Consider the following 23,914-nt stretch of genomic DNA (forward strand, 5'->3'; position numbering starts at 1 on the left):
ACGCCGTGGTCCCGCGAAGGGCCGCGGTCCCGTGCAGGGCTTCGGTCACGCGCGGTCCCGCGAAGGGCCGCGGTCCCGTGCAGGGCTTCGGTCACGCGCGGTCCCGCGAAGGGCCGCGGTCCCGTGCAGGGCTTCGGTTTCGCGCCGACGCCGGCAGGCATGGGTGTCGGTGGCCCGCGCGGGCGCGCTGCGTTGGAGTACGCGCGGGTGCAGGTGCGGGCGATTGACGTGGGCAACGGTGGGCGGTGGGCTGCGCGGGCGCGTTGGTTGGAGGTGGGTGCGGGTGCAGGTGCGCGTGGGTGCGGGTGCGGGCGCAGGTGGGAGTTGGGGTGTGCTGGGCGTTGGCGGCGGACGCGCGGGCGCGAGGGCTGAGGGGGCGTTCGAGTTGAGGTGCTTCGGGCGGGCGGGTGTGGGCCTCGTGGCTGGGCGCGTGGGTGCCGAGAGCGTCTTGGGGTGGTGGCGGTACCAAATGCGGGTGGTTAGGCGGTCAGGACCTGGCGGGTCAGGGGGGTTAGGCGTTGGCAGTGGGCGGGGGTGGGCCGGGTGACGTTGCGAAGTTCGTCGGCGTAGGGCATCCAGTAGTGGCCGCTGCCATCGTGGTCGAAGTAGGCGTGGGACTCGTACGCGACGTGGTGGGCCGGGTCTCGGATCCAGGCGGTCGGGTGCATCTCGCCCCACGACGGTGGGCCCATCGGGACGTAGCCGCTGACCAGGATCGTCCGGCGGTCGCCGGTCGCGCGGATGGCGTCCACCGCCTCCTGGGCCGCCTGCTGCCAGATCAGCGCGCCCGCGCGGCCGTCGGCGGCCAGGCGGGTCGGCTCGTTGAGCAGGCCAAGGCCGATGACGGCCGGGTTGTCGGCCGCGCGGCTCAAACGGCGCCAGAAGTCGGCCAGCGCGGTCGTGGGCAGCTCGAACTGGCCCAGCCGGAGCAGCCGCAGCGCGCCCGCGCGGCCGCCGCCGAGCGCGTAGTCGCCGTAGTTGTGCAGGTCGATGATGACGGCTAGGCCGGCGGCCTGGGCGTGGCCGAGTGCGGCCCGCACCCGCGCGAGCTCCGTCGGGTCCAGCGGGCCGAACGGGCTCGGCTGCAGCCGCTCCCAGTTGACGGCCAGGCGGACCAGCCGCACGCCGCGGCCGGCCAGGAACGCGTAGCTCGACGGCGTCTCGTACGTGTAGTCCTGGCCGTAGCGGCCCGGGTTCCCGGTGCCGAACCCGCCGTTGCTGTCCGAGGCGGCGAACGACCCGGCGGCGAGGTTCACACCGCGCAGATATCCGGGGGTACTGCCGTGCCGTTCGACGATGCGCGCCTGCGGCCCGGCCACATCGACCCGCAGGCCCTGTGCGACCGGGCGGTACACGGCCATCGGATAGTTGGCCGGCCACGCCCCCGCGGCCCAGGCCGTGACCGGGAGCCCGACGGCGTCGGCCGCGGCGTACCAGGCCTCGGCCACCGCGCTCCATCGCTCGGCGTCGCGGTCGCCGGGCCAGCCGATCTCGCCGATGAACCCGGTCGCGTGGTTGCGCCGGAGCCAGGCCGAGAAGTTGGCGAGCCCCGCGACCGCGCGCGCCTGCACGTCATCCTCGACGCACAGCACTCGTGTCGATTTTGGTTGCTGCATCGGTACCGCCAGCGCCGCCACCAGCAGCAGGAGCACACCACAGAGCGCCGTCGCCTTCTGGAGCACGACGGCTTCTGCCCACGTTGCGAGGCTTTAGTCGAGCCGCGCCTTCAGTGCAGCCGCGCCCTCGCTCGAGCTGGGGTCGCAGTCGAGCCGCGGCTTCGGTCGAGCCGCGCCCTCGGTTGGGCCACGCCTCGGTTGAGCCGCGCCTTCAGTGGAGCCGCGCCCTCGCTCGAGCTGGGGTCGCAGTCGAGCCGCGGCTTCGGTCGAGCGGCGCCCTCGGTTGAGCCGCGGCTTCGGTTGAGCTGCGGCGCGAGCTCGGCTGCGGCTTCAGTTGAGTCGCGGCGCCAGCTCGGCCGCGATGAGCTCCAAGTGGTCGAGGTCGCGCAGGTCCAGCAGCTGCAGGAACGCGCGCGACGCTCCGGCCGCCACGAATCCGTGGAGGTCTTCAGCGAGGCGTTCGGGCGTACCGTACAACTGACCGTCCTGTGGCTTTTTGGAATCGAGCCCGAGCGCCTCCGCGCGCCGCCGCACCTCCGCGTCGTCGCGCCCGCACACGATGGTCTGGGCGAACGAGAAGACGATCGGTGCCCGCCCGTCGCGCCCTTCCTGCTCGATCGCGTCGACGACCCGGCGGTACTGTGCGTCGGTGTCCCGCAGTGATGAGAACGGCACGTTGAACTCGTCGGCGTAGCGGGCGGCGAGTTTGGGCGTCCGCTTGGGGCCCTTACCCCCGATGATCACTGGCGGGCCCGCGGGCTGGACCGGCTTCGGCAGGGCGGGCGACTCGACGAGGTCGTAGTAGCGGCCTTCGAAGCTGTACGTCGCGCCGCTCGGCGTGGCCCAGAGCCCCTTGACGATCTCCAGCTGCTCCGCGAGCCGGTCGAACCGCTCACCGACCGGCGGGAACGGGATGCCGTACGCGCTGTGCTCCCGCTCGAGCCACCCGGTCCCCAGCCCGAGCTCGACCCGCCCGCTACTCATCGCGTCGACCTGCGCGACCGCGATGGCGAGGGGCCCCGGCAGCCGGAACGTCGCCGACGACACCAGCGTCCCGAGCCGGATCGTCGAGGTCTCCCGCGCGAGGGCGCCGAGGGTCACCCACGAGTCGGTCGGCCCCGGCAGCCCCGCGACCCCCGGGCTCAGGAAATGGTCGGACCGGAAGAACGCCTCGAACCCGAGCTCCTCGGCCCGCCGCGCGATGGCAAGCTGGTCCTCGTAGGTGGCCCCCAGCTGGGGCTCGGTGAACACGCAAAGCCGCATGGACCGGACACTATCGCGATGATCTCCTTCACGACCGACTACGGCCTGTCGGACGGCTTCGTGGCGGCCTGCCACGGCGTCCTGGCCCGCCTGGCCCCCACCGCCCGGGTCATCGACATCACGCACCTCATCCCGCCGGGCGACGTCCGCCGGGGCGCCGCGGTCCTGGCCCAGACCGCCCCTTCCCTGCCGGTCGGTGTCCACCTGGCGGTGGTCGACCCGGGCGTCGGCACGGCGCGGCGCGCGGTCGCGCTGTCCACGCGCGACGGCAGCATCCTGGTCGGCCCGGACAACGGCCTGCTCCTCCCGGCCGCCGAAGCCTTGGGTGGCGTGGCCGTGGCCGTGCACCTCACGAACGCCGAGTGGTTCGCGCCGAAGGTCTCGGCCACGTTCCACGGCCGCGACATCTTCGCCCCGGTGGCCGCCCGGCTGGCCACCGGCTCGTCCTTGCGCGAGGCGGGCCCGGAGATAGCCGACCTGCTCAGCCTGCCGCCGTCGTACGTCGAACAGGCCCCCGGCCGCCTGACCGCCGCGATTCAGACGATCGACCATTTCGGCAATGTGCAGCTGGCCGCTCCGGCCGAGCTCCTGCCGCCGCTCCCGGAGTCGGTCAGGGTCAATGGCGTCCCGGCCGTGCACGCGACGACATTCGGCGACGCGGAGCCGGACTCCTTGGTGGTCTTCGCCGACTCGGCCGGTTTCGTGGCGGTAGCGGTGAACGGTGGCAACGCGGCCGCCCGCCTCGCCCTCACCGCAGAATCCCGCGTGACAATCATGTACTGATGCAAGTGCTTCACGCGCGGAAGCCTCATTGCAATGTGCTGGAGTTTTTCACTTGTATCGCGCGTACTGATACAAGTTGCCGTTGAACGGCGAGACTGGAAAGCGCTCCGCAACCGCCAAGGGTGGGCCAGCCCGTAGGCCCCTTGGTGGTCGTTGCCCTCTCAGCCGGTTAGCTGATCACTAGGCGGCGCTGAGGCCGAGGTCCTCGATCTTGTCGGCGGTCGCGGCCAGGCGGCCCCAGGTCTCGAGCTGGTCGATGTCCGTGCAGTCGCTGATCTCGGCCCGGACGATTTCCGGGATCTCGACGCCGCGAGCGTCGAGCACCGCCAGCACAACGCTGGCCTTGCCTTCGGCGAAGACTTCGCTGTGGAATCGGTAGCCGGTGACAGACATGAGCTCCCTCAAATACTTCTTGGTCGCCTTGGGCAGGCTGGCGAGGACAAGGTCAGTGTACTTCTTCGCGTCGTCTTTCCCTACAGTGTCGAGGGCGGCGAGGAGGGCCTTGAACAGCGGGGCAGGCTCCGGCTCGGCGCCGTGTGCGAGGGCTGACAGGACCGTCAGGTCGGGCTTGCGCTGCGCCGCCTCGGGGTCTGTGACGACCGGGATCTGGCGCGGGCCGAGGGCGATCGGCGTCAGCATCGAGCCTGGTGGGCCGATCGGGACCGGGGCCGCGCACCAGTCCGCGACTGACTGGTTGATGCACACCACCAGGAGTGCGACCGGGCAGCGCGTCCGGGCGCGCAGGGTGGGTGACGTAGACCGGCCAGCTGAATGGTTTGTCGTCGTCTTTCTTCAGCTGGACTTCGATGACCACCGTCAGCACCGGCGCGTCGCGGTGGTTGAGTGTGATCACGGCGTCGGCTCGGTATTCGGTGCTTTTTACCTGTGTGGCGTCGTTGGACGTCAACCGGGCCGTGGTGAAACGCGGCACGCTCATTCGGAGCGGGCCACCGAGGATTTCAGCCGCTAACGCCGGCCGTTTGTGAAACAGCTCGACGAGGCTGTCGTGCAATTCGGTTGGCACGATGCGGAAGCTTAGCCCGAAGGGGTTCCTTGCTGTCCTCCTTGTATCAACCAAGTTGACGCTAGGAGCGGTCGACCCGCGGTTCTCGGAAATGCTGCAAGAAGAAAGGCGATACGGATCAGCCGCGCAGCCGGAGGCCTCGAGGGGTGCTGCGGAAACCGGCGCCGGACAACGCGTCGCGCAGCGGTGACTGCAGGATCGACTCGCCGTCCGCGCGCTCCACCGACATGGCCCCGAGCGCCCCGCCGTGCACCGCGTCCGCCAGGGCTTTGGCCGCGAGGGCGAGCAGTTCGGGATCGTCCGCGTAGGACAGCAGGGTCCGGCCGCCGCGCTCCACGTAGAGGATCAGGTCCCCGCCGACGGTGACCACGAGGGAGCCGGCCTTGCGGCCCGCGCGGTGGCCGGAGCGCTCCCCGTCGCCGGCGTCGACGACCCGCTCGGGCCAGGGAAGCGCCGCCCCATACGGGTTGGCCGGGTCGGTGGCCGCCAGGACCAGGGCGTCGCGGTGCTCCGAGCCGCCCCGCAGCCGGTCGACGGCGCCCGGCAGGGCGAACTGCGCGGCCCCGAGGCCCTCGACGAAGTAGCCGCGGCGGGCCGCGCCGCGCTCCTCCATGGCGGCCAGGACCGGGTAGACGCCGGCGAAGGCGCCGGGCAGGTCCTCCGACATGACCGCGCCGCGGGTGACGACGCCGTGGCGGTCCAGCAGGAGCTCCGCGTTGGCGGTGGCGCGGCGGGTCGGGTCGAGGTCGCGGTCGGGCAGGCGATACCACCGGCCGGCCGCGGTCGGGGGGCCGGTGCGGGCGGCGGCCAGGGAGGCGCGGCCGAGGTTGAGGGAGCCGGCGCGGCGGTAGCGGGACTTCGGGGCCGACGGGCGGGAGCGGTGGGCGCCGCCACCGCCGAGCTTGGCCCGCAGCGGGGCGATGGTGTCGTTGGACAGGTGACCGGCCCAGACCAGGTCCCACAGGGCGGCGATGAGCTCGGCCTCCGGGGCGTGGATGGTCTCGGCCAGGCCGCGGAAGAACAGGGCCTGGCCACCCGCGAGGACCTCCAGGATCGCCTCGTGCAGCGGGCCGCCCACCTCGGACGGCGCGGGCAGCAGGAGCGGGGCGGCGTCGGCGAAGGCCAGGCTCACCCAGCCGTCGTGCTCGCCGATCGCGCCGGTGCCGGCCCACACCAGGTCGCCGGCGGCGGTGAGCTCGTCCAGGTAGGCCTGGCTGTAGTCGGCCACGCGGGCCGGCAGGACCAGCCGCTCGAGGGCCGAGGCCGGGATCGGGATGCCCTGGAGCTGCTCGATGGCGGAGGCGACGGCCTCGGCGCCGCGGGCCCGGGCGGTGCCGATGTGATGCCACTGCGGCAGGAAGCGGGCCAGGACGCGCGGCGGGACCGGCTCGATCTCGCGGCGCAGGGCGGCCAGGGAGCGCCGGCGCAGCAGGCGCAGGATCTCGGCGTCGCACCACTCGGTGCCGGCGCCGTCGGGGGAGAACTCGCCGGAGACGGCCGACGGGAGGCGGCGCAGGGCCTGCTCGACGACGAACACGCCCAGGCCGAACCGGGCCGCGCAGGTCGCCGCGGTGAACGGGGCGTGCGTGCGCGCGTAGCGGCTGACCAGGTCGGCGAGCGGGTCGGCGACCGGGTCGAGGTAGGCGCTCGGCAGGCCGACGGGCAGGGCCACGCCGAGCGCGTCACGGTAGCGGCCGGCGTCCTCGACGGCGATCCAGCGGGGCTCGCCGGCGATGCGGACCTGGATGGCGCGGCGCTGGCCGGCCAAATCCTGGGCCCAGGCCGGGTCGGCGCCGCGGGCCGCGAGGCCGTCGTCGCCGAGGTCGCCGAGGACCCGCAGCATCTCGGCGACGTCCTCGGCGTCGCGCGGGGTGCGCTGGTCGCCGAGCCACTGCAGGGTCGTCTCGGTCTCGGCGACGACCGCCGGGTCGAGCAGCTCCCGCAGCTCCACCCGGCCGAGGAGCTCGGCCAGCAGGGTCGGGTCGAGGGCGAGGGCGGCCGCGCGGCGCTCGGCCAGGGGCGCGTCGCCCTCGTAGAGGAAGGCACCGACGTAGCCGAACAGCAGCGACCGGGCGAACGGCGACGGCCGCTGCGTCTCCACCTCCACCAGCCGCAGCTTGCGGCCGGCGATGTCGCGCATGACCCCGACCAGGCCGCCGACGTCGAACACGTCCTGGAGGCACTCGCGGGCGGCCTCCAGGGTGATCGGGAAGTCGGCGTAGTCGCGGGCCACGTCGAGCAGCTGGGCGGAGCGCTGCCGCTGCTGCCACAGCGGCTGGCGGCGGCGCGGGTCGCGGCGGGGCAGGAGCAGGGCCCGGGCCGCGCACTCGCGGAACCGGGCGGCGAACATCGCCGACGTGCCGATGGTCTCCTCGACGATCCCGGCGATCTCGTCCGGGTCGAAGGCGACCAGGTCGGCGCCGGGCGGCTCGTCGGCGATGTCGGGCAGCCGGACCACGATGCCGTCGTCGCTGGGCATGACCTGGGCGTCGACGCCGTAGCGCTCGTTGAGCCGGCGGGCGATGGCCAGGGCCCAGGGTGCGTTGACCTTCGCGCCGAGGACACAGTGGACGGTCATCCGCCAGTCGCCGAGCTCGTCGCGGAACCGCTCGACGAGCACGGTGCGGTCGTCGGGCAGGTGCCGGGTCGCCTCCCGCTGCTCGCGCAGATAGGCCAGGAGGTTGTCGGCCGCCCAGTCGTCCAGGCCACCCTTGCGCAGGTGAGCCCGGGCCGCCTCGTCGCCCGACTTCACGAACCCGCGCAGCCGCGCCCCGATCGCCCGGCCCAGCTCCACCGGCCGCCCCGGCGAGTCGCCCTTCCAGAACGGCATCTTCGCGGCCGCGCCGGGCGCGGGGGAGACCAGCACCCGGTCGGGGGTGATGTCCTCGATCCGCCAGGAGGTCGAGCCGAGCAGGAACACGTCACCGACCCGCGACTCGTAGACCATCTCCTCGTCGAGCTCGCCGACCCGGGCCGCCTTCTCCGCACCGGCCAGGAACACCCCGAACATGCCCCGGTCGGGAATGGTGCCGCCGCTGGTGACGGCGAGCCGCTGGGCGCCGGGCCGGCCGGTGAGCACCCCGTCGGTGCGGTCCCACACGACCCGCGGCCGCAGCTCCGCGAACGCGGTCGACGGGTAACGCCCGGCCAGCATGTCCAGCACCGCGAACAGCGCCGACTCGGGCAGGTCGGCGTAGACGGCGGCCCGGCGCACCAGCGCGGCCAGCTCGTCGACCGGCCACGGCTCCATCGACACCATCGCGACGATCTGCTGGGCCAGCACGTCGAGCGGGTTGCGCGGATAGCGCAGCTCCTCGATCCCGCCCTCGATCATCCGCTCGGCGACCACGGCGCAGGAGACGAGGTCGCCGCGGTGCTTGGGGAAGACCACGCCCCGGGAGACGGCCCCGACCTGGTGCCCGGCCCGGCCGACCCGCTGCAGCCCGGCGGCGACGCTCGGCGGCGCCTCGATCTGCACCACCAGGTCGACCGAGCCCATGTCGATGCCCAGCTCCAGGCTGGAGGTGGCGACGACGGCCGGCAGCTGCCCGGACTTGAGCGCCTCCTCGATGTGCTTGCGCTCCTCGCGCGCCACGCTGCCGTGGTGGGCCCGGGCCACGACCGGCGGTGCGCCCCCGGCCATGCCGGCCTGGGCCATCATCTCGGCCGGGGTCCGGCCCGGCTCCGGCTGCGGCACCCCCGCCCGCGCCCCGGCCAGCTCGTTGATCCGGGCGCAGAGCCGCTCGGCCCCGCGCCGGGAGTTGGTGAACACGATTGTCGACCGGTGCGCCTGGATCAGGTCGAGCACCCGCTCTTCGACCGCCGGCCAGATCGACGCCTGCCGGGGCGCGCCGTCGTCGTCCTCGCCGGGGGCGGCCTCGCCGAGCGCCGTCATGTCCTCCACCGGCACCTGGACCTCGACCTCGATGGTCTTGGCACTGGGCGGCTGGACGATCTCGACGGACGCCGCGCCGCCCAGGAACCGCGCGGTCTCGTCGATGGGCCGGACCGTCGCCGACAGCCCGATCCGCTGCGCCGGCTGCTCGAGGAGCGCGTCGAGCCGCTCCAGCGACAGCGCGAGATGCGCCCCGCGCTTGGTGGCGCACACCGCGTGCACCTCGTCGATGATCACGGTGTCCACCCCGCGCAGCGACTCCCGGGCCTGGGAGGTGAGCAGCAGGAACAGCGACTCCGGGGTGGTGATCAGGATGTCCGGGGGCGTGCGGGTGAAGGCCCGCCGCTCGTCGGCCGGCGTGTCACCGGTGCGCATGCCGACCCGGATGTCCGGCGGCTCCTGGCCGAGCCGGGCCGCGGCCTGCCGGATGCCGGCGAGCGGGGCCCGCAGGTTGCGCTCGACGTCGACGGCCAGGGCCTTGAGCGGGCTGACGTAGAGCACGCGGCAGCGGCGGGCCGGGTCCTCGGCCGGGCGGGCGGCCAGCTGGTCGAGCGACCACAGGAACGCGGCCAGGGTCTTGCCGGAGCCGGTCGGCGCCACGACCAGCGCGTGCCGACCGGCGCTGATCGCCTTCCAGGCGCCCGCCTGCGCCTTGGTCGGCGCCGCGAACGCGTTGCGGAACCACTCGCTCGTCGCCGCGCCGAACCCGTCCAGCTCTGCCATGCCCACAATCCTGCACCGGGGGTACGACATTTTTCGGGGGCGCAAGCACAGCCGAACCGATTTGCCCGAATTGGCCGTTTTGGCTACTGTATTACACACCGCGGAGACACCCGAACTTGCCTGGCCGGGCAGCGAAGGGGTCCCTCGTCCGGCCGAAGCCAGATGAGGGACCCCGTGCGGTGCCTGCCTAAGCGGTCACGCCGCTGGTGTCCAGGGCGGCGGCCAGTCGGTCGCGCGCCGCCGGCCACTCGTCGTTGATCATGGAGTAGAGCACCGTGTCGCGCTGGCTGCCGTCGGCCCGCTGCCGGTGGCGGCGGAGAATACCCTCCCGCTGCGCGCCGAGCCGCTCGATTGCTCGCTGTGACCGCTGATTCCGCACATCGGTGTGCCACTCGACTCGCAGCGCCCCGAGCGTGTCGAACGCGTACCGCAGCATGAGCAGCTTGGACTCGGTGTTGATCGCGGTCCGCCACCAGGGCCGGCCGACCATCGTGTAGCCGATCGCGATCGACCGCTGCGACGGATTCGGCGCATAGAACGACGTGCTACCGACGATCCGCCCGGTCTCGGTCTCACGCTGCACGAATGCCACGCGGTCGGGGTCGCTCAGCGCGGCCGTCACGATCGCCGCCAGATCCGCCACCGAGGTGGGCCGCGGGCTGGTCAGATGCGCCCAGACCTCGGCATCGTCGAGGGCCGCGAACAACTCGGGCGTGTGCGACCGATCCAGCGGTTCCAGCACCACGTGACGACCACGGAGCGTGACGGCGTCCCGCCACGGGCCACGCTGCAAACGCAGATAATCCGGCAGTGGTACTGCCTGATCCTCGGCCGGCGCCGCGAGTCCGCGCGTGAGCTGGAGCGGTACCACACCGGCCCAATGGGGAAGGTCGGCGTCCTCGGGGTCATCACTCGGCCCACCGGCCCGGAGCTTGGCCGACACCTCGGCGAGGGGCAGCGCGAGCACCGCCGTCTGCGCGGACTCCCGCCGGCTCGGCCGCCGGCTGTCGGCATCGCGGCCGGGCGCCACCTTGTCGACGAGCGCGGCGAACGCCCGGGCCCGCTCGTCCTCGTCCGCCACCGGCCGCGCGACGCCGTGCACGATCACCGAGCGGTAGTTGGCGCTGTGGTGGAACTGCGACTTGGCCAGCACGAGCCCGTCGATGATCGTCACCGCGACGCAGACCGGCAGCCCGTCGTCGCGGGCCGCCAGCATCGCCCGGCTGCCGGTGGACCCGTGCAGGTAGAGGGTCTCGCCCACGCGGGCGTGCAGGGTCGGCAGCACCCGCGGCTCGCCGTCGGCCACGTAGCTGACGTGGCAGACGTACGCCTCGTCGAGCACCGCGTGCACGAGCTCGGCATCGTACGAGGCCCGCTCCGGCAGGCGCCGCGGTGTGCTGCGCGCCGTCCGCTGATACGTCTCCACCCGTGACTCCTTTTGTACTAGTACAAAGCGGTGAATGTGGCAGTACATTAGCGCCGGGCTGTGAGCAGGCACAACCAGAAAATGTCAGACCCCGCGGCTACTGTCCCGGCCACCGGAGCACCGCTCGCGAAAACGGGGGCGAGCGGTGCACCGGGAAAACGCGCACCCGGAGCGGCCCATGAACGGTTGAACGATGCAGAACCCGCTCTTCAGGGAGGAAGTGCATGCGCCCCGACCACCCCCACGTGCAGGCGACCCTGCTCATGCTGACCGCACCCGCGCTGGCCTCGGCGGCGCCGCCCACGCCCGGGTTACCGGCCCGGGTCCGCTGCGAGCTGATCCCGGCGACGGCCGCCGACCCGCCGCCACCGCGGGCCGGATCGCGGCTGCACGCCGTCGCGGGCGTCGTGGTCGGGCTGCTGGCCGCGCTCGTGCTGGCCGGGTGCGGCGGCGGCCCCGGTGCGGACGGGTCGACCTCGGCCGCGGCGTCGGCCCCGCCGGCGGGGAAGGAGGCCCTCGCCGGAGCCGTGAAGGCGCTGCAGGGGACCACCTACGGCTACACGATGAAGATCGACAACGGCACGGTCACGGGGGCCGTCGACCCGGCCGGCAAGCGGCAGGCGCGCCTCGACTCGGTGGCGTCCGGAGTGAAGTTCTCGCTCGAGGGGATCGTCCTCGGGGGCGGCGAGCGGTACTTCCGCACCAGCATCCCGGCGGCCGGCGTCAATGCGAAGAAGTGGTACCGGTTCGACCGGACCAAGGTGAACCACACCGAGATCATCGGGCTGTTCGAGACCGCCGACCCGACCAGCAGCCAGGACTTCGCAGCACGGGTCGGCGAGGCGCACCTGGGCGACGGCGGCAAGATCACGGGGACCTACGACCTCACCCGCGGCGGCGACCTCGGCCTGGCCGACCGGGCCGACCTGGCCGCGCTCGGGGCCCGGGCGAAGGCGGCGCCGTTCGTGGTGACGCTCGACGCCCAGGGGCGGCTGGCCTCGGTGAAGGTGACGGTGCCGTCCTACGCGGGCGCGGCCGAGCGGGCCCTGACCGTCGACTACCGCGACATGGGGCAGCCGGTGCAGCTGACGGTCCCCAAGACGGCGGAGATCGCCCCGGCCAACGCCGCTGTCTACAACCTGTTGAACAACTGAACTTTCGCTTTCGCGGGACCGCGGCGCGCCACCCCGCCGGTACGCTCCGCCGCGTGACACGGAAGGTTGCCACCTGGATCGGGGTCGTGCTGGCGGTGCTGCTGCCGGCCGGGTGCACGAGCAAGGCGCCCGCGCCGGTCCCGACGGTCAGCGTGCAACCGTCGCCGACCGGGCTGGCGGCCGGCGTCTGGCATCTGGGTTTCGCCAGCTACCGGTTCCAGGTCGTGGCCAAGGAGGGCCGCTACACCGGGGCCATCGACCCCGTCGCGGACCTGCTCAACGCCACGGTGCAGGTCAGCTCCGGCGGGGCTTCGCTGACGATCGACACCGTCGAGGTCCGGGGCAACGCCTACACGCGCCTGACCGGGCTGCCACTGCCGGGGTTCGACGGGCAGCTCTGGTACAAGGTCGACACCGGCAAGGTGACGAAGCCCGGGTCGCTCGGGCTCAGCGCCGTCAAGGACCCGACCGGCGTGCAGGCCCTGATCGCGGCCACCCACGATGTCCGCCGCGACGGGCGCAAGTACACCGGGACCGTCGACATGACCCGCGTCGCCACCTGGGGCCCGGTCAACGTCGCCCAGGTGATGCAGCTGGGGGCGGCGGCCAAAGCGCTGCCGTTCGAGGCCGCCGTCGACGACCGGGACCGCCTGGCCACGGTGACCGTGAACATCCCCGGCAACCCGGTGACGGCCACCTACTCCGACTTCGGCGCCGCCGTCACCGCCGATGAACCCAAGGACGCCCAGCCCCTGCCCGACCACCTCTACGGCATGCTCGGCCTCTAGGCCGGGCTCTGGTCGAGACCGTGTCTCGGCGCGCACACTTCGCGCATGGAGCAGCACCTGTATGAGGCTGAGCACCACGCGTTCCGCGACCTGTGCCGGGAGTTCCTGGCCCGCGAGGCCACCCCGCACAACGACGAGTGGGACAAGGCCGGGATCGTCGACCGGGAGATCTGGCGCAAGGCCGGGGCCGCGGGGCTGCTCGGGATGGACGTCGCCGAGGAGTACGGCGGCGGTGGCCAGCCGGACTTCCGGTTCAACGCCGTCCTCGTCGAGGAGATCGTGGCGGCCGGGGCCTCCGGGCTCGGGTTCGGGCTGCACAACGACGTCGTCGCGCCGTACCTGACCGAGCTGGCCACCGAGGAGCAGAAGAAGCGGTGGCTGCCCGGGTTCTGCTCCGGCGACATCGTGACCGCCATCGCCATGAGCGAGCCCGGCGCCGGCAGCGACCTCGCCGGGATCCGCACCACCGCGGTGCGCGACGGCGACTCGTGGGTGCTCAACGGGCAGAAGACGTTCATCACCAACGGCGAGATGGCCGACCTCGTCATCGTCGTGGCCAAGACCGACGGGTCCAAGGGCGCGCACGGGATCAGCCTGTTCGGCGTCGAGACCGGCACCCCGGGGTTCACCCGCGGCCGGCGCCTGGAGAAGGTCGGGCTCAAGGCCAACGACACCGCCGAGCTGTTCTTCGACGACTGCCGCATCCCGGCCGACCACCTGCTCGGCCAGGAGAACGGCGGCTTCTACCACCTGATGGCCAACCTGCCCCGCGAGCGCCTCGGCATCGCCGTGGCCGCCGTCGCGTCGGCCGAGGCGGTGCTGGCGATGACCCTCGACTACGTCCGCGGCCGCGAGGCGTTCGGCCGCCCGATCGGCAAGTTCCAGCACAACCGGTTCCTGCTGGCCGAGCTCGACACCGAGGTGACGATCGCGCGCACGTTCCTCAACCACTGCATCGTGGAGCAGAACGCCGGCCGCCTCTCCGTCGCCGACGCCGCCAAGGCCAAGTGGTGGACGACCGAGCTGCAGAACAAGGTCGCGGACCGCTGCGTGCAGCTGCACGGCGGCTACGGCTTCATGATGGAGTACCCGGTCGCGAAGGCCTGGCTCAACAGCCGCGTCCAGACCATCTACGGCGGCACGACCGAGATCATGAAGGAGATCATCGGCCGCTCGCTCGGCCTCTGACGGACGCGCCCGCGCGTGGGCGCGGGCGCGGGGTTGCGGGGCACGCGAGTTCGCCGGCCGGGTCGGCGCCGGGCGCGACTGAGGTCGCTTCGAGCGCCGTCACCGCCGGTGCCGGGGTCCTTTCAGGCGCCGTCGCCGGTGACGTCGGCGAGGGCCTGGAGGATGAGGGCCGTGGACGTCGCGCCCGGGTCGGGGTGGCCCACGCTGCGCGGGCCCAGGTAGGACGCTCGGCCTTTGCGGGCTTGTAGCTGTACCGTCGAAGCTGCTCCAGTTTTTGCGGCTTTTGCGGCGGCCTGGGCGGCTGCCTCCTCGCCGTCCTGGGCCGCGGCCGCGTAGGCCTCGACGGCCGGGGTCAGGGCGTCGACCATCGTCTTGTCGCCCACCTCGGCCTTGCCGAGCTGTTTGATGCCGTCCAGGGCCGCCTGCAGGCCCTCGGCGAACGTGCCGCCCCCGCGCAGGGTTTTGCCCAGGGCGCGGAAGACGGTGCCGTAGAGCGGGCCGCTCGCGCCCCCCACCTTCGACAGCAGCGTCGTGCCGGTCTTGCCGAGGACGTCGCCCGCCGACTCCGCCTCGAACGAGCCCAGGGCGGCGGTCACGGCGTCGAAGCCGCGGCGCAGGTTGACGCCGTGGTCGCCGTCGCCGATCGCGGTGTCCAGGTCGGTCAGGTGCTCCGCGTCCGCGCGGATCGCGTCCGCGGCGGCGGCGATCCAGGCCCGCGCCAGCGCCTCATCCACCGGGCTCACACCCCCCAGCGCAGGGCCGGGGTGCGCACGGGCGCGTCCCACAGGCGCAGCAGGTCGTCGTCGGCGCGGCAGACCGTCAGCGACAGGCCGGCCATGTCGAGGCTTGTCACGTAGTTGCCGACCAGGGAACGGGCGATGGTCGCGCCGGCGGCGGTGAGCAGGCGGGCGATTTCGGCGTACATGAGGTAGAGCTCGAGCTGCGGGGTGCCGCCCAGGCCGTTGACCAGGACGATCAGCGGCTCGCCGGCCGGCGGCTTGGCGGTGACGACGGCGTTGACGATGAGCGCGGCCAGGTCCCGGGCCGGGCGCAGCTTCTCGCGGCTGCGGCCGGGCTCGCCGTGAATGCCGACACCCACCTCGATCTCGTCGGCGGCGAGGTCGAATCCGGGCTTTCCAGAAGCAGGGGTGGTACCGGCGGTCAGCGCGACGGCGAAAGAAGCCGAACGATCATTGACGGTACGCGCGGTCGCGGCGACGGTCGCCAGATCCGCGCCCTCCTCCGCGTGGGCACCGGCGATCTTCTCGACCAGGAGCGTCGCACCGGTGCCACGGCGGCCGGCGGTCCACGTCGAATCCTCGACCGCGACGTCGTCGTCGACGAGCACCGTCTCGACCCGCAGGCCCTCCTCGTCGGCCAGCTCGGCGGCGAGCTGGAAGTTCATCACGTCGCCCGTGTAGTTCTTCACGATGTGCACGACGCCGGAGCCGGCGTCGGCGGCCCTCGTCGCGGCCAGGATCTGGTCGGGCACGGGCGCGGTGAAGATCTCACCGGGCACGGCCGCGTCGAGCATGCCGAGGCCGACAAAGCCCGCGTGCAGCGGCTCGTGACCGGAGCCGCCGCCGGAGATCAGGCCGACCTTGCCCGGGCGCGGCGCGTCCGCGCGGGCGACGTACTGCTCGTCGAGGTCCACCCGCAGCTCGGGGTGGGCGGCGGCGAGCCCGGCGAGCGCCTCCCGGACGACGTCGGCCGGGTCGTTGATGAACTTCTTCATGGACATAGCATGCCTGGTATGGGGCAACTGGTGGGCATCGTCCTCGTGTCGCACAGCGAGCGGCTCGCGCACGGGCTGCGCGACATGCTCGTGCAGGTCGCGGGGGAGGAGGTGCCGATCGAGGCGGCGGGCGGCACCGACGACGGCGGGCTGGGCACGAGCTACGACCGCATCCTGGTCGCGATCGACCGGGCCGACCGCGGCGCGGGGGTGCTCGTGCTGACCGACCTGGGCAGTGCCGTGCTCACCGCGCGCACCGTCCTGGAGGACCGGGTCGCCAACGACGCCGTGCTCGTCGACGCGCCGTTCGTCGAGGGCGCGGTCGCGGCGGCGGTGCTGGCCGGCACCGGCGCGGCGCTGGACGCGGTGACGCAGGCGGCCGTGGAGGCCCGCGATGTCCGCAAGCTCTGAGCGCTCCGTGGTGCTGCCCGAGGATCTGCACGCCCGGCCGGCGGGGGCGCTGGTGCGGGCGGCGGCGCGATTCGGCAGTACCGTCGAGGTGGTCTTCGGTTCGAAACGAGCGAATGCCCGCAGCGTCCTTGCGGTGATGGCGCTCAATGCCACGAAGGGCTCGACCGTGGTCGTCCGCGCGGACGGCGACGACGCCGTCGAGGCCGCGGACGCGGTAGTCTCGGTGCTTGTTGACTGATTCGACACTTGTTGATGTAAAGGGTTTACAGCGCCGGACCCTCGGCCTGCTGGTCGGCACCCAGATCGTGGGTGGTCTCGGCGTGGCCAGCGGCGTGTCGGTCGGCGCCCTGCTGGCCGCCTCCCTCGCCGGGCCGTGGGCGGCGGGGATCGCCGGGAGCTGCGCGGTCGTGGGCGCGGCGGTGATCGCGATCCCGGCGACCCGGCTCATGCGGACCGGCGGGCGGCGGCCGGGCCTGGTCTTCGCCTACACGCTCGGCTCGCTGGGCGCGCTGCTGGTGGTGCTGGCCGTGCAGCTCTCGTCGGTTCCCTTGCTCTTCTTCGGCACCCTGCTGTTCGGGGGGTCGAGTGCGGCGAATCTGCAGTCGCGGTACGCCGCTGTGGATCTCGCGGTGGCGGATCGGCGGGCTCGGCACCTGTCGATGGTCGTGTGGGCCACCACCGTCGGGGCGGTGCTGGGGCCCAATCTGGCGCCGCTGACCGATCGGTTCCTGCCTGAGTACGCGGGGCCTTATCTGTTCAGTTCGCTGGCCTTCGCTTTGGCCGCGGTTTTGATCGTCGTGTTGTTGCGGCCTGATCCGTTGCTGACGGCGGCTTCCTTGGCTTCTTCGGGGGCCGCTTCTTCGGAGGCCGCTTCTTCGGCGATCGCTTCTTCGGGCGTTGCTTCTTCGGGCGTTGCTGCTGGTGCTGGTGCTGGTGCTGGTGCTGGTGCTGGTGCTGGTTCGGCTTCGGCTTCTGGGGAGAGGGCCATCTGGCGGCAGGCGGCTCGGACGATCCGGGACAGCGTCGGTGCTCGGACCGGGGTGGCCGCCGTTGCCGTCGGGCACGTCGTGATGGTCGGTGTGATGTCGATGACGCCCGTGCACATCGGGGAGTACGTCCACGACCACGGCGACCTGCTCCGCGTCGTCGGCCTCGTGATCAGCATCCACATCACCGGCATGTACGCGCTCTCGCCCGTCATGGGCCTGCTGGCCGACCGGTTCGGGCGCCGGCCCGTGATCCTCGGCGGCGTCGGCCTGCTGGTCCTGGCCTGCGTCCTGGCCGGCACGGCGGGCGCGAACACGTGGCTGCTCTCGGCCGGCCTGGCCCTGCTGGGGCTCGGCTGGAGCGCGACGATGGTGGCCGGTTCCACATTGCTTTCGGAGTCGGTACCGCTTGAGCGCCGGGCGAGCGTCCAAGGGCTCTCGGACGTCATCATGGGGGTCGCGGGGGCTTCGGCGGGCGCATTGTCGGGCGTGGTCGTGGATTTCTTCGGGTATCCGGTGCTGTGCCTGCTCGCGGGAGTGGCGGTCGTCCCCCTGGTGGCCCGGGTGCTTCGGTAGGTCTCGTGTCCTTCGTTAGGTTGGGTTTGTGCGTCTGACGGATTTCTGGCAGCGGCTCGAGCAGGTGTTCGGGCCCGGTTACGCAAAGAGCATCGCCCATGACCAAGTGTTATCGCAGCTCGGCGGGTTGACGATCGAGGAGGCCCTGGCCGGCAAGTTCGACACCGCGGAAGTGTGGCGCGCAGTGGTCGCCGCATATCCGGAGCGTGTTCCAAGCCGCTTACGCTGATGTTTTTCGGCGTGTCGGCGTGCTGATCGTACAGATGTACGGGTACTCTTCCCGCTCGTTGGGGCGTCGCATCGGATTTTTTGTCATACCCGGCGCCTAACGTGTCAGCGTGACCAAGCGAACGCCGACGAAGACCGCGAACCCAGGGGTGACAGACATGGCAGTGCAACCTGACCGGGAGAAGGCGCTGGGGCTCGCCCTCTCGCAGATCGACAAGCAGTTCGGCAAGGGCTCCGTGATGCGGCTCGGCGAGCGCGTCGTCGCGCCCATGTCCGTGATTCCGACCGGCTCCATCGCCCTCGACGTCGCGCTGGGCATCGGCGGCCTGCCGCGTGGCCGTGTGATCGAGGTCTTCGGGCCGGAGTCCAGCGGCAAGACCACCGTCGCGCTGCACGCGATCGCCAATGCGCAGGCGCAGGGCGGCATCGCGGCGTTCATCGACGCCGAGCACGCCCTCGACCCCGACTACGCCAAGTCCCTCGGCGTCGACACCGATGCCCTCCTGGTCTCCCAGCCCGACACCGGTGAGCAGGCCCTCGAGATCGTCGACATGCTGATCCGCTCCGGTGCCCTCGACGTCATCGTCATCGACTCCGTCGCCGCCCTGGTGCCGCGGGCCGAGATCGAGGGCGAGATGGGCGACAGCCACGTCGGCCTCCAGGCCCGCCTCATGAGCCAGGCCCTGCGCAAGATCACCGGTGCCCTCAACAACTCCGGCACCACGGCGATCTTCATCAACCAGCTCCGCGAGAAGATCGGCGTCATGTTCGGCAGCCCCGAGACCACCACGGGTGGCCGGGCCCTGAAGTTCTACGCCTCGGTCCGTCTGGACATCCGGCGCATCGAGAGCCTCAAGGACGGCACCGACGTCGTGGGCAACCGCACCCGCGTCAAGGTCGTCAAGAACAAGGTCGCCTCGCCGTTCAAGCAGGCCGAGTTCGACATCATGTACGGCAAGGGCATCTCCCGCGAGGGCTCCCTCATCGACGTGGGCGTCGAGCAGGCCTTCATCCGCAAGTCCGGCGCCTGGTACACCTACGACGGCGACCAGCTCGGCCAGGGCAAGGAGAACTCGCGCAAGTTCCTGCGCGACAACCCCGACGTCGCCGCCGAGATCGAAAAGAAGATCAAGGAGAAGCTCGGCGTCGGCGTGGGCCAGTCCACCGACGCCGCCAGCGGCCCGGAGGCAGCCCCGGTCGACTTCTGACCCGCAGCCTTCGCGGTGACCTCGCTTTGGTCTGGCGCTCCGACCGTTCGCCGGTCGGAGCGCACGGACCAGGGATTTGGTCACCCGCCCGCCGACCTCGCCGCCGCGCGCGACCGTCGCTGATCGCGGTCAGGCTGGGCGGGCTCCTGGATGTTCGTTCGTAGTTGGGGAGTGCTCCGGCGCGCCGTTCGAGGCTCCCGGTGCCGGTCTGGCGGGCCAAGCCGTCCGGTCGGCATCGGGTCTCGGCGCACGTCGGCGGCCGAGCTGGAGGTGCCGATGTCCGGCGGGGACGAAGACGCCGTCGACCCAAACCCGTGGCACACAGCCCCGGCCGACGACCGAACCCCTCCGCCCGGCACATCCCCGCCATCCGGCCCGGCCCGTAGGCCCGCCGCGGCCTCGCCGCCGATCGCCTCCTGGCCCGATCCGGGTGGCGACAATCCCTGGACATCCGCCACTCCCTCCGAGTCGTCCGCGCGGCCCGTCCGACCTGCCATACCGGGCGACGGGCCGGACCTGCGTTTCGAGCCGGATGAGGTGGAGCGGCCGGTTTGGAACCCTCCGGCCGGCAATCCGTGGACACCATCGTCGGCGTCATCACCATCATCGGGGGACGGGTCGGCGTCCGAGGCCGCACCTCGTCCCGCGTGGCAGCCTGGGCCGGACAATCCCTGGGCTGATCCTGGCTCGGCTCCGCGGAGTCTTTCGAGCGCTTCCGGTTCTTCCGGCTCTTCTGGTTCTCCCAGCTCCCCGCGGACTTCTGCTCATGGCTCGTCTGCTCGGGATTCGTCGTCTTCCTTGGGCTCGTCTTCCCTGCCTTCGTCTGTCTCGGACTTGGCTTCCCTGCCTTCGGCTTTCTCGGGCTCGCGGCGTGGTGGGTTGCCTTGGAGCGATGCCGCCTCGCCGGACATTTCGGGAATGTCCGGCTCTGCGGGCGATGGTGGGGCGGAGCGGGAGGAAGGGCGGGAGCGGCGGGGGAAGTGGGGGAGAGGTGCGCGGGAGGCGGCTGCGGGCAAGCCGCTTGATCCGCGGGAGGTGGCTCGGGAGATCTGTCTGCGGCAGTTGGCTGTGCGGCCGCGCACTCGGGCTGAGCTGGGGGCGGCCATGCGGAAGCGGGGGGTTGAGGAGGAGGTCGCGGCGGAGATTCTCGATCGGTATGACGAGGTTGGGATCATCGATGACGCGGCGTTCGCTCGGGCTTGGGTGAACAGCCGGCACCACGGGAAGGGGCTCTCGCGGCGGGCTTTGGCTGGGGAGTTGCGGCGTAAAGGGGTGTCGGCGGATGAGATGGGGGAAGCGCTCGAGGAGCTGACGGCCGACATGGAGGAGGAGACGGCCAAGGCGCTGGTGGTGCGGCGGCTGCGGACTGAGCATCGCGGTACCCCCGAGGCGGTCTTTCGGCGGTTGGTCGGGATGCTCGGGCGCAAGGGGTATCCGCCCGGGCTGGCCATCCGGCTGGTCAAGGAGGCATTGGCGGAGCGGGAAGACGCTGCGGAGTTCGCCGACTCCATCGACGCTGATGCTCTGGCTGACTCGGCCCTGGACCCTGACGCTCAGTAATCGCGTCTCCTGGTCTCGACCCTTCGCGCTGTCCGGGCTTCGACTCGGTGTGGGTCTCGTCGTCGCTTGCTTCGTTGCTCTCGTCGTTGCTCTTGCCGCGGTTCTCTTCCTGGTGGGCGGGCGATGGGCGGTTCTTCGCGTCCCGCGGGTGGCAACTTTTGTCAGCCGGTCGATGCCGGCGCGGCCGCCTGGACGGCTGCGAGTGTGGCGATGGCCTGTGGCTGGCGGCCGGTGTCGTTGCCATATGGGGATGTGGCTCGGTGCCGGGCGGGCCTGGTGGTTCTTGAGGGCTCCCGGGGGTGGTTGGAGCGCTCGTCGAGCGTGACGGGTGTCGATGATGATGTTGGTGGCGTGCACGGGCTGTGGTGGAATGGTTGCGCTGCACTTCGAGGACTGCGTGCGCTCTGTTGGCTCACGATTACCGGCTGTGCAAGTTTTGGCGGCTTGGCGACCGACATGCCGGAAAGATCCGTGCAAACGGTGCCTGTGGGGTGTTTCGGCTGGCAGTGGTCCTTGACGGACTTACGTCCCGTATGGTGCCCGATCATGAGTCCTTGACCGAAGCGGCCTTCACGACCTAGCCTCACCGTTACCAGATGGAGACCGCCCAACCACCGCGGGTTTACCGCACAACATAGATCGCATCACAGATCAGCAACACTTAACAAAGATTCATAGCGAATTCTGCGCCACGCCTTGCGGGAGGTGTCGGCGCTAGCGGCGACCCAGCAGCGGGGCCTCCTAGGCCTCGATATCGATACATCTTGATGTGCCGTGGTCGGGCGTCTCCTCCATGTACCCGCCGCTGCTGAATGCGCGGCGCCGAGCGGAGCGAGGTGACGTCGTGACGGAGTGCGCCCGTGTCATCCTCTGCGAATCCGGAAGCCCAGACGGCCTGACGGCGGCAACCGCGGGACGAACCCGCGACGGCGAGCGGTCCACCCCGGCGACCGATGCCGACGGTGACGAAGGCGACGGAGCCCGATACCGGCACGGCCGGCGGCCGGGAAGTGGTGATGTGTGCGGGCGAACCGTACGCATCGGGCTTGTGCGGCTAAACCCGGCGGCTGGTGCAAGTAGGGTGGCATCTGGGGGCGGGACCGCCCGTGTGGACAGGGCGGTGGGTGTGAGCAGAGCTTCCGGCGCGCGCCGGCGACTCGGCGCAACGCGGCAGGGCAGCGCGGCCGGTCGACCTGAGCGAGTGACCGCGGTACTGCAGCGGACGGCGTCGGAGTTTGCGCGGGTGGCGTCGTGACCGGGGTCGAGGTTGCGCTGACGCTGGCCATGATTTTGCTGGTCGTCGTCGTGGCAGCGGTGCTCGTGGTCGCGATGAAGGTGGTCAAGCGGCTCGGCGGCGGGGTCGCGCCGGCCGTTGCCGCCGGAGACGATCCGGCGTTCCTGGCCGAGAAGGATCGGCAGGAGCATTCGCTGGCGTCGTTGCGTACGGCGGCCGAGGACGCCACGGCGGCCGTTGACGAGGCACGGGCGGCGGCCGCGGCGGCACGGACCGAGGCGGCGGCCGCGAAAGCCGAGGCCAGTGCGGCCCGCTCGGAGGCCCGCCGGATCATCGACGCGGCCCGGGCCGAGGCCGACTCGCTGCTCGAACGCGCGCACCGGCAGGCCGAGACCGACGCCGAGCAGGCCCGCGCGGCCGCGCGGCGGGCGGGGGAGCGCGAGGTCAGTCAGCTCACGACCGTGGCGAAGGAGCAGTCGCAGGACGCCGAGCGCCGGCAACGCCGCCTCGACGAGCGGGAGCGGCTGCTGGCCGAGGAGGCCGAGCGGCTGGCGGAGCGGGATCGGCGTATCAGCAGTACCGAAGCAGAATTTTTGGAACGCGAAGCGGCTTTCGGCCGCCGGGAAGCGGAGGTCGCCGAGGGCGAAGAGCGGCACCGCGAAGAGTTGGAGCGGATCGCCGGGCTCACCGCCGACGCGGCCCGGGTCGAGGTCGTCGAGACGATCGAGGCCCAGGCCAAGCGGGAAGCGGCGCTGCTCGTGCGGGACATCGAGCACGACGCGCGCAGCACGGCCGAGCAGCGGGCCCGCCACATCGTCGTCGACGCGATCCAGCGGGTGGCCAGCGAGCAGACCGCCGAGAGCGTCGTCAGCGTGCTGCACCTGCCCAGCGACGAGATGAAGGGCCGGATCATCGGCCGCGAAGGCCGCAACATCCGCGCGTTCGAGTCGACGACCGGGGTCAACCTGATCATCGACGACACGCCGGAGGCGGTGCTGCTCTCCTGCTTCGACCCGGTGCGCCGCGAGATCGGGCGGCTCACGCTCGAGAAGCTGGTGCTCGACGGCCGGATTCACCCGCACCGCATCGAAGAGGTCTTCGAGCAGGCCAAGCACGAGGTCGAACGGCTCTGCCACCGCGCGGCCGAGGACGCCCTGGTCGAGGTCGGCATCACCGACCTGCACCCCGAGCTCATGACGCTGCTGGGCCGGCTGCGATACCGGACGTCGTACGGCCAGAACGTCCTCAAGCACCTCGTCGAGACCGCCCACATCGCCGGGATCATGGCCTCCGAGCTGCACCTGGACCCGGCTCTGATCAAACGGTCGGCGTTCCTGCACGACATCGGCAAGGCGCTCACCCACGAGGTCGAGGGCAGCCACGCCCTGATCGGCGCCGACATCGCCCGCAAGTACGGCGAACACGACGACGTCGTCCACGCCATCGAAGCCCACCACAACGAAGTCCTCCCGCAGACCATCGAGGCCGTCCTCACCCAAGCCTCGGACGCCTGCTCCGGCGGCCGCCCGGGCGCGCGCCGGGAGAGCCTGGAGGCGTACGTCAAGCGCCTCGAACGCATCGAGGAGATCGCCGGCGGCAAGTCCGGCGTCGAAAAGGTCTTCGCCATGCAGGCCGGCCGCGAGATCCGGGTCATGGTCCGCCCCGACGACGTCGACGACATCGGCGCCGCCGTCCTGGCCCGCGACGTGGCGAAACAGATCGAGGAGGAGCTGACCTACCCGGGCCAGATCCGCGTCACCGTCGTCCGCGAGTCCAGGGTCACCGAAATCGCCCGCTGACGGCTCGCCGTCGCCGCTGCCTCGTCGCCACGGCGATCGCTGGCTCACCGGCGCCCGCGCCCGCGCGCCGGATCGCACCTACGCCCGCGCCCGCGCCCCGGACCGCACCCGCGCCCGCGCCCCGGACCGCACCCGCGCCCGCGCGCTGGACCGCGCCCGCGCCCGCGCGCTGGACCGCGCCCGCGCCCGCGCGCTGGACCGCGCCCGCGCCCGCGCGCTGGACCGCGCCCGCACCCGCGCGCCCCGCGTCCGCGCGCCGGACGGTGCCCGCGCCCGTGCGCCGGACGGTGCCCGCGTCCGCGCGCCCCGCGTCCGCG

General features: G+C 72.0%; 18 protein-coding genes and 1 pseudogene. 11 read left to right on the forward strand and 8 right to left on the reverse strand.

The window, feature by feature from the left end; genetic code table 11:
* Window positions 1-479 precede the first annotated feature (479 nt).
* On the reverse strand, window positions 480-1,682 hold the full coding sequence (locus ACIA8L_RS07420; protein ID WP_395901401.1) for a glycoside hydrolase family 5 protein: 1,203 nt from the start codon (window positions 1,680-1,682) through the stop codon (window positions 480-482).
* Between the two features lie 264 nt (window positions 1,683-1,946).
* Window positions 1,947-2,879 (reverse strand): LLM class F420-dependent oxidoreductase, encoded by a 933-nt coding sequence (locus ACIA8L_RS07425; protein WP_395901403.1) that lies wholly within the window; start codon window positions 2,877-2,879, stop codon window positions 1,947-1,949.
* Between the two features lie 18 nt (window positions 2,880-2,897).
* Between ACIA8L_RS07425 and ACIA8L_RS07430 the strand changes: the two genes are divergently transcribed.
* Window positions 2,898-3,662: an S-adenosyl-l-methionine hydroxide adenosyltransferase family protein gene (locus tag ACIA8L_RS07430; RefSeq protein ID WP_395901405.1), complete on the forward strand. Its 765-nt coding sequence runs from the start codon at window positions 2,898-2,900 to the stop codon at window positions 3,660-3,662.
* A gap of 180 nt (window positions 3,663-3,842) precedes the next feature.
* Here ACIA8L_RS07430 and ACIA8L_RS07435 read toward each other — a convergent pair whose 3' ends face one another.
* The 3 genes from ACIA8L_RS07435 to ACIA8L_RS07445 form a co-directional block, all read right to left on the reverse strand.
* Window positions 3,843-4,301 carry a hypothetical protein gene (locus ACIA8L_RS07435; RefSeq protein ID WP_395901407.1) on the reverse strand — a complete coding sequence of 153 codons (459 nt, stop codon included), beginning with the start codon at window positions 4,299-4,301 and terminating at the stop codon, window positions 3,843-3,845.
* 503 nt (window positions 4,302-4,804) lie between these two features.
* A complete protein-coding gene (locus tag ACIA8L_RS07440) occupies window positions 4,805-9,304 on the reverse strand; it encodes an ATP-dependent helicase (protein WP_395901409.1) in 4,500 nt (1,499 codons plus the stop codon).
* A 187-nt stretch (window positions 9,305-9,491) separates the two neighbouring features.
* Window positions 9,492-10,778 (reverse strand): bifunctional pyridoxamine 5'-phosphate oxidase family protein/GNAT family N-acetyltransferase, encoded by a 1,287-nt coding sequence (locus ACIA8L_RS07445; protein WP_395901411.1) that lies wholly within the window; start codon window positions 10,776-10,778, stop codon window positions 9,492-9,494.
* A 176-nt stretch (window positions 10,779-10,954) separates the two neighbouring features.
* Between ACIA8L_RS07445 and ACIA8L_RS07450 the strand changes: the two genes are divergently transcribed.
* The 3 genes from ACIA8L_RS07450 to ACIA8L_RS07460 are packed head-to-tail and all read left to right on the forward strand — an operon-like array spanning window position 10,955 to window position 13,860.
* Window positions 10,955-11,884 carry a hypothetical protein gene (locus tag ACIA8L_RS07450; RefSeq protein WP_395901413.1) on the forward strand — a complete coding sequence of 310 codons (930 nt, stop codon included), beginning with the start codon at window positions 10,955-10,957 and terminating at the stop codon, window positions 11,882-11,884.
* Window positions 11,885-11,937: 53 nt separating this feature from the next.
* Window positions 11,938-12,672, forward strand: a complete 735-nt coding sequence (locus tag ACIA8L_RS07455; RefSeq protein ID WP_395901415.1) for a hypothetical protein — start codon at window positions 11,938-11,940, stop codon at window positions 12,670-12,672.
* Between the two features lie 45 nt (window positions 12,673-12,717).
* The gene (locus ACIA8L_RS07460; protein WP_395901417.1) at window positions 12,718-13,860 is read left to right on the forward strand and encodes an acyl-CoA dehydrogenase family protein; all 1,143 of its coding nucleotides are present in this window, start codon (window positions 12,718-12,720) and stop codon (window positions 13,858-13,860) included.
* A 122-nt stretch (window positions 13,861-13,982) separates the two neighbouring features.
* Here the strand turns inward: ACIA8L_RS07460 and dhaL are convergent, their stop codons facing one another.
* Window positions 13,983-14,594 (reverse strand): dihydroxyacetone kinase subunit DhaL, encoded by a 612-nt coding sequence (dhaL, locus tag ACIA8L_RS07465; RefSeq protein WP_395901419.1) that lies wholly within the window; start codon window positions 14,592-14,594, stop codon window positions 13,983-13,985.
* A gap of 5 nt (window positions 14,595-14,599) precedes the next feature.
* On the reverse strand, window positions 14,600-15,595 hold the full coding sequence (dhaK, locus tag ACIA8L_RS07470) for a dihydroxyacetone kinase subunit DhaK (protein WP_395901421.1): 996 nt from the start codon (window positions 15,593-15,595) through the stop codon (window positions 14,600-14,602).
* 18 nt (window positions 15,596-15,613) lie between these two features.
* Between dhaK and dhaM the strand changes: the two genes are divergently transcribed.
* The 7 genes and pseudogenes from dhaM to rny all read left to right on the forward strand — a co-directional run.
* Window positions 15,614-16,006: a dihydroxyacetone kinase phosphoryl donor subunit DhaM gene (dhaM, locus tag ACIA8L_RS07475; protein WP_395901422.1), complete on the forward strand. Its 393-nt coding sequence runs from the start codon at window positions 15,614-15,616 to the stop codon at window positions 16,004-16,006.
* A 7-nt stretch (window positions 16,007-16,013) separates the two neighbouring features.
* Entirely contained in the window at window positions 16,014-16,244 is a 231-nt protein-coding gene (locus ACIA8L_RS07480; protein WP_395901424.1) for an HPr family phosphocarrier protein, read from the forward strand.
* Entirely contained in the window at window positions 16,234-17,568 is a 1,335-nt protein-coding gene (locus ACIA8L_RS07485) for an MFS transporter (protein WP_395901426.1), read from the forward strand. Before ACIA8L_RS07480 ends, ACIA8L_RS07485 begins: the two co-directional genes overlap by 11 nt.
* A gap of 28 nt (window positions 17,569-17,596) precedes the next feature.
* Window positions 17,597-17,797, forward strand: a complete 201-nt coding sequence (locus ACIA8L_RS07490) for a DUF3046 domain-containing protein (RefSeq protein ID WP_395901428.1) — start codon at window positions 17,597-17,599, stop codon at window positions 17,795-17,797.
* A gap of 157 nt (window positions 17,798-17,954) precedes the next feature.
* On the forward strand, window positions 17,955-19,004 hold the full coding sequence (gene recA, locus ACIA8L_RS07495) for a recombinase RecA (RefSeq protein ID WP_395901429.1): 1,050 nt from the start codon (window positions 17,955-17,957) through the stop codon (window positions 19,002-19,004).
* Between the two features lie 918 nt (window positions 19,005-19,922).
* On the forward strand, window positions 19,923-20,564 hold the full coding sequence (locus ACIA8L_RS07500; RefSeq protein WP_395901431.1) for a regulatory protein RecX: 642 nt from the start codon (window positions 19,923-19,925) through the stop codon (window positions 20,562-20,564).
* A 1,383-nt stretch (window positions 20,565-21,947) separates the two neighbouring features.
* Window positions 21,948-23,597, forward strand: a pseudogene (gene rny / locus ACIA8L_RS07505) (ribonuclease Y); the annotation flags it as partial.
* On the opposite strand, the gene ACIA8L_RS07510 reads toward rny, so the two are convergent.
* Window positions 23,578-23,914: hypothetical protein (locus ACIA8L_RS07510; protein ID WP_395901432.1), on the reverse strand; the 337-nt coding region annotated here is incomplete at its 5' end. The pseudogene rny and the gene ACIA8L_RS07510 overlap by 20 nt on opposite strands.

Source organism: Dactylosporangium sp. NPDC051541, assembly GCF_044454505.1.
Lineage (GTDB): Bacteria > Actinomycetota > Actinomycetes > Mycobacteriales > Micromonosporaceae > Dactylosporangium.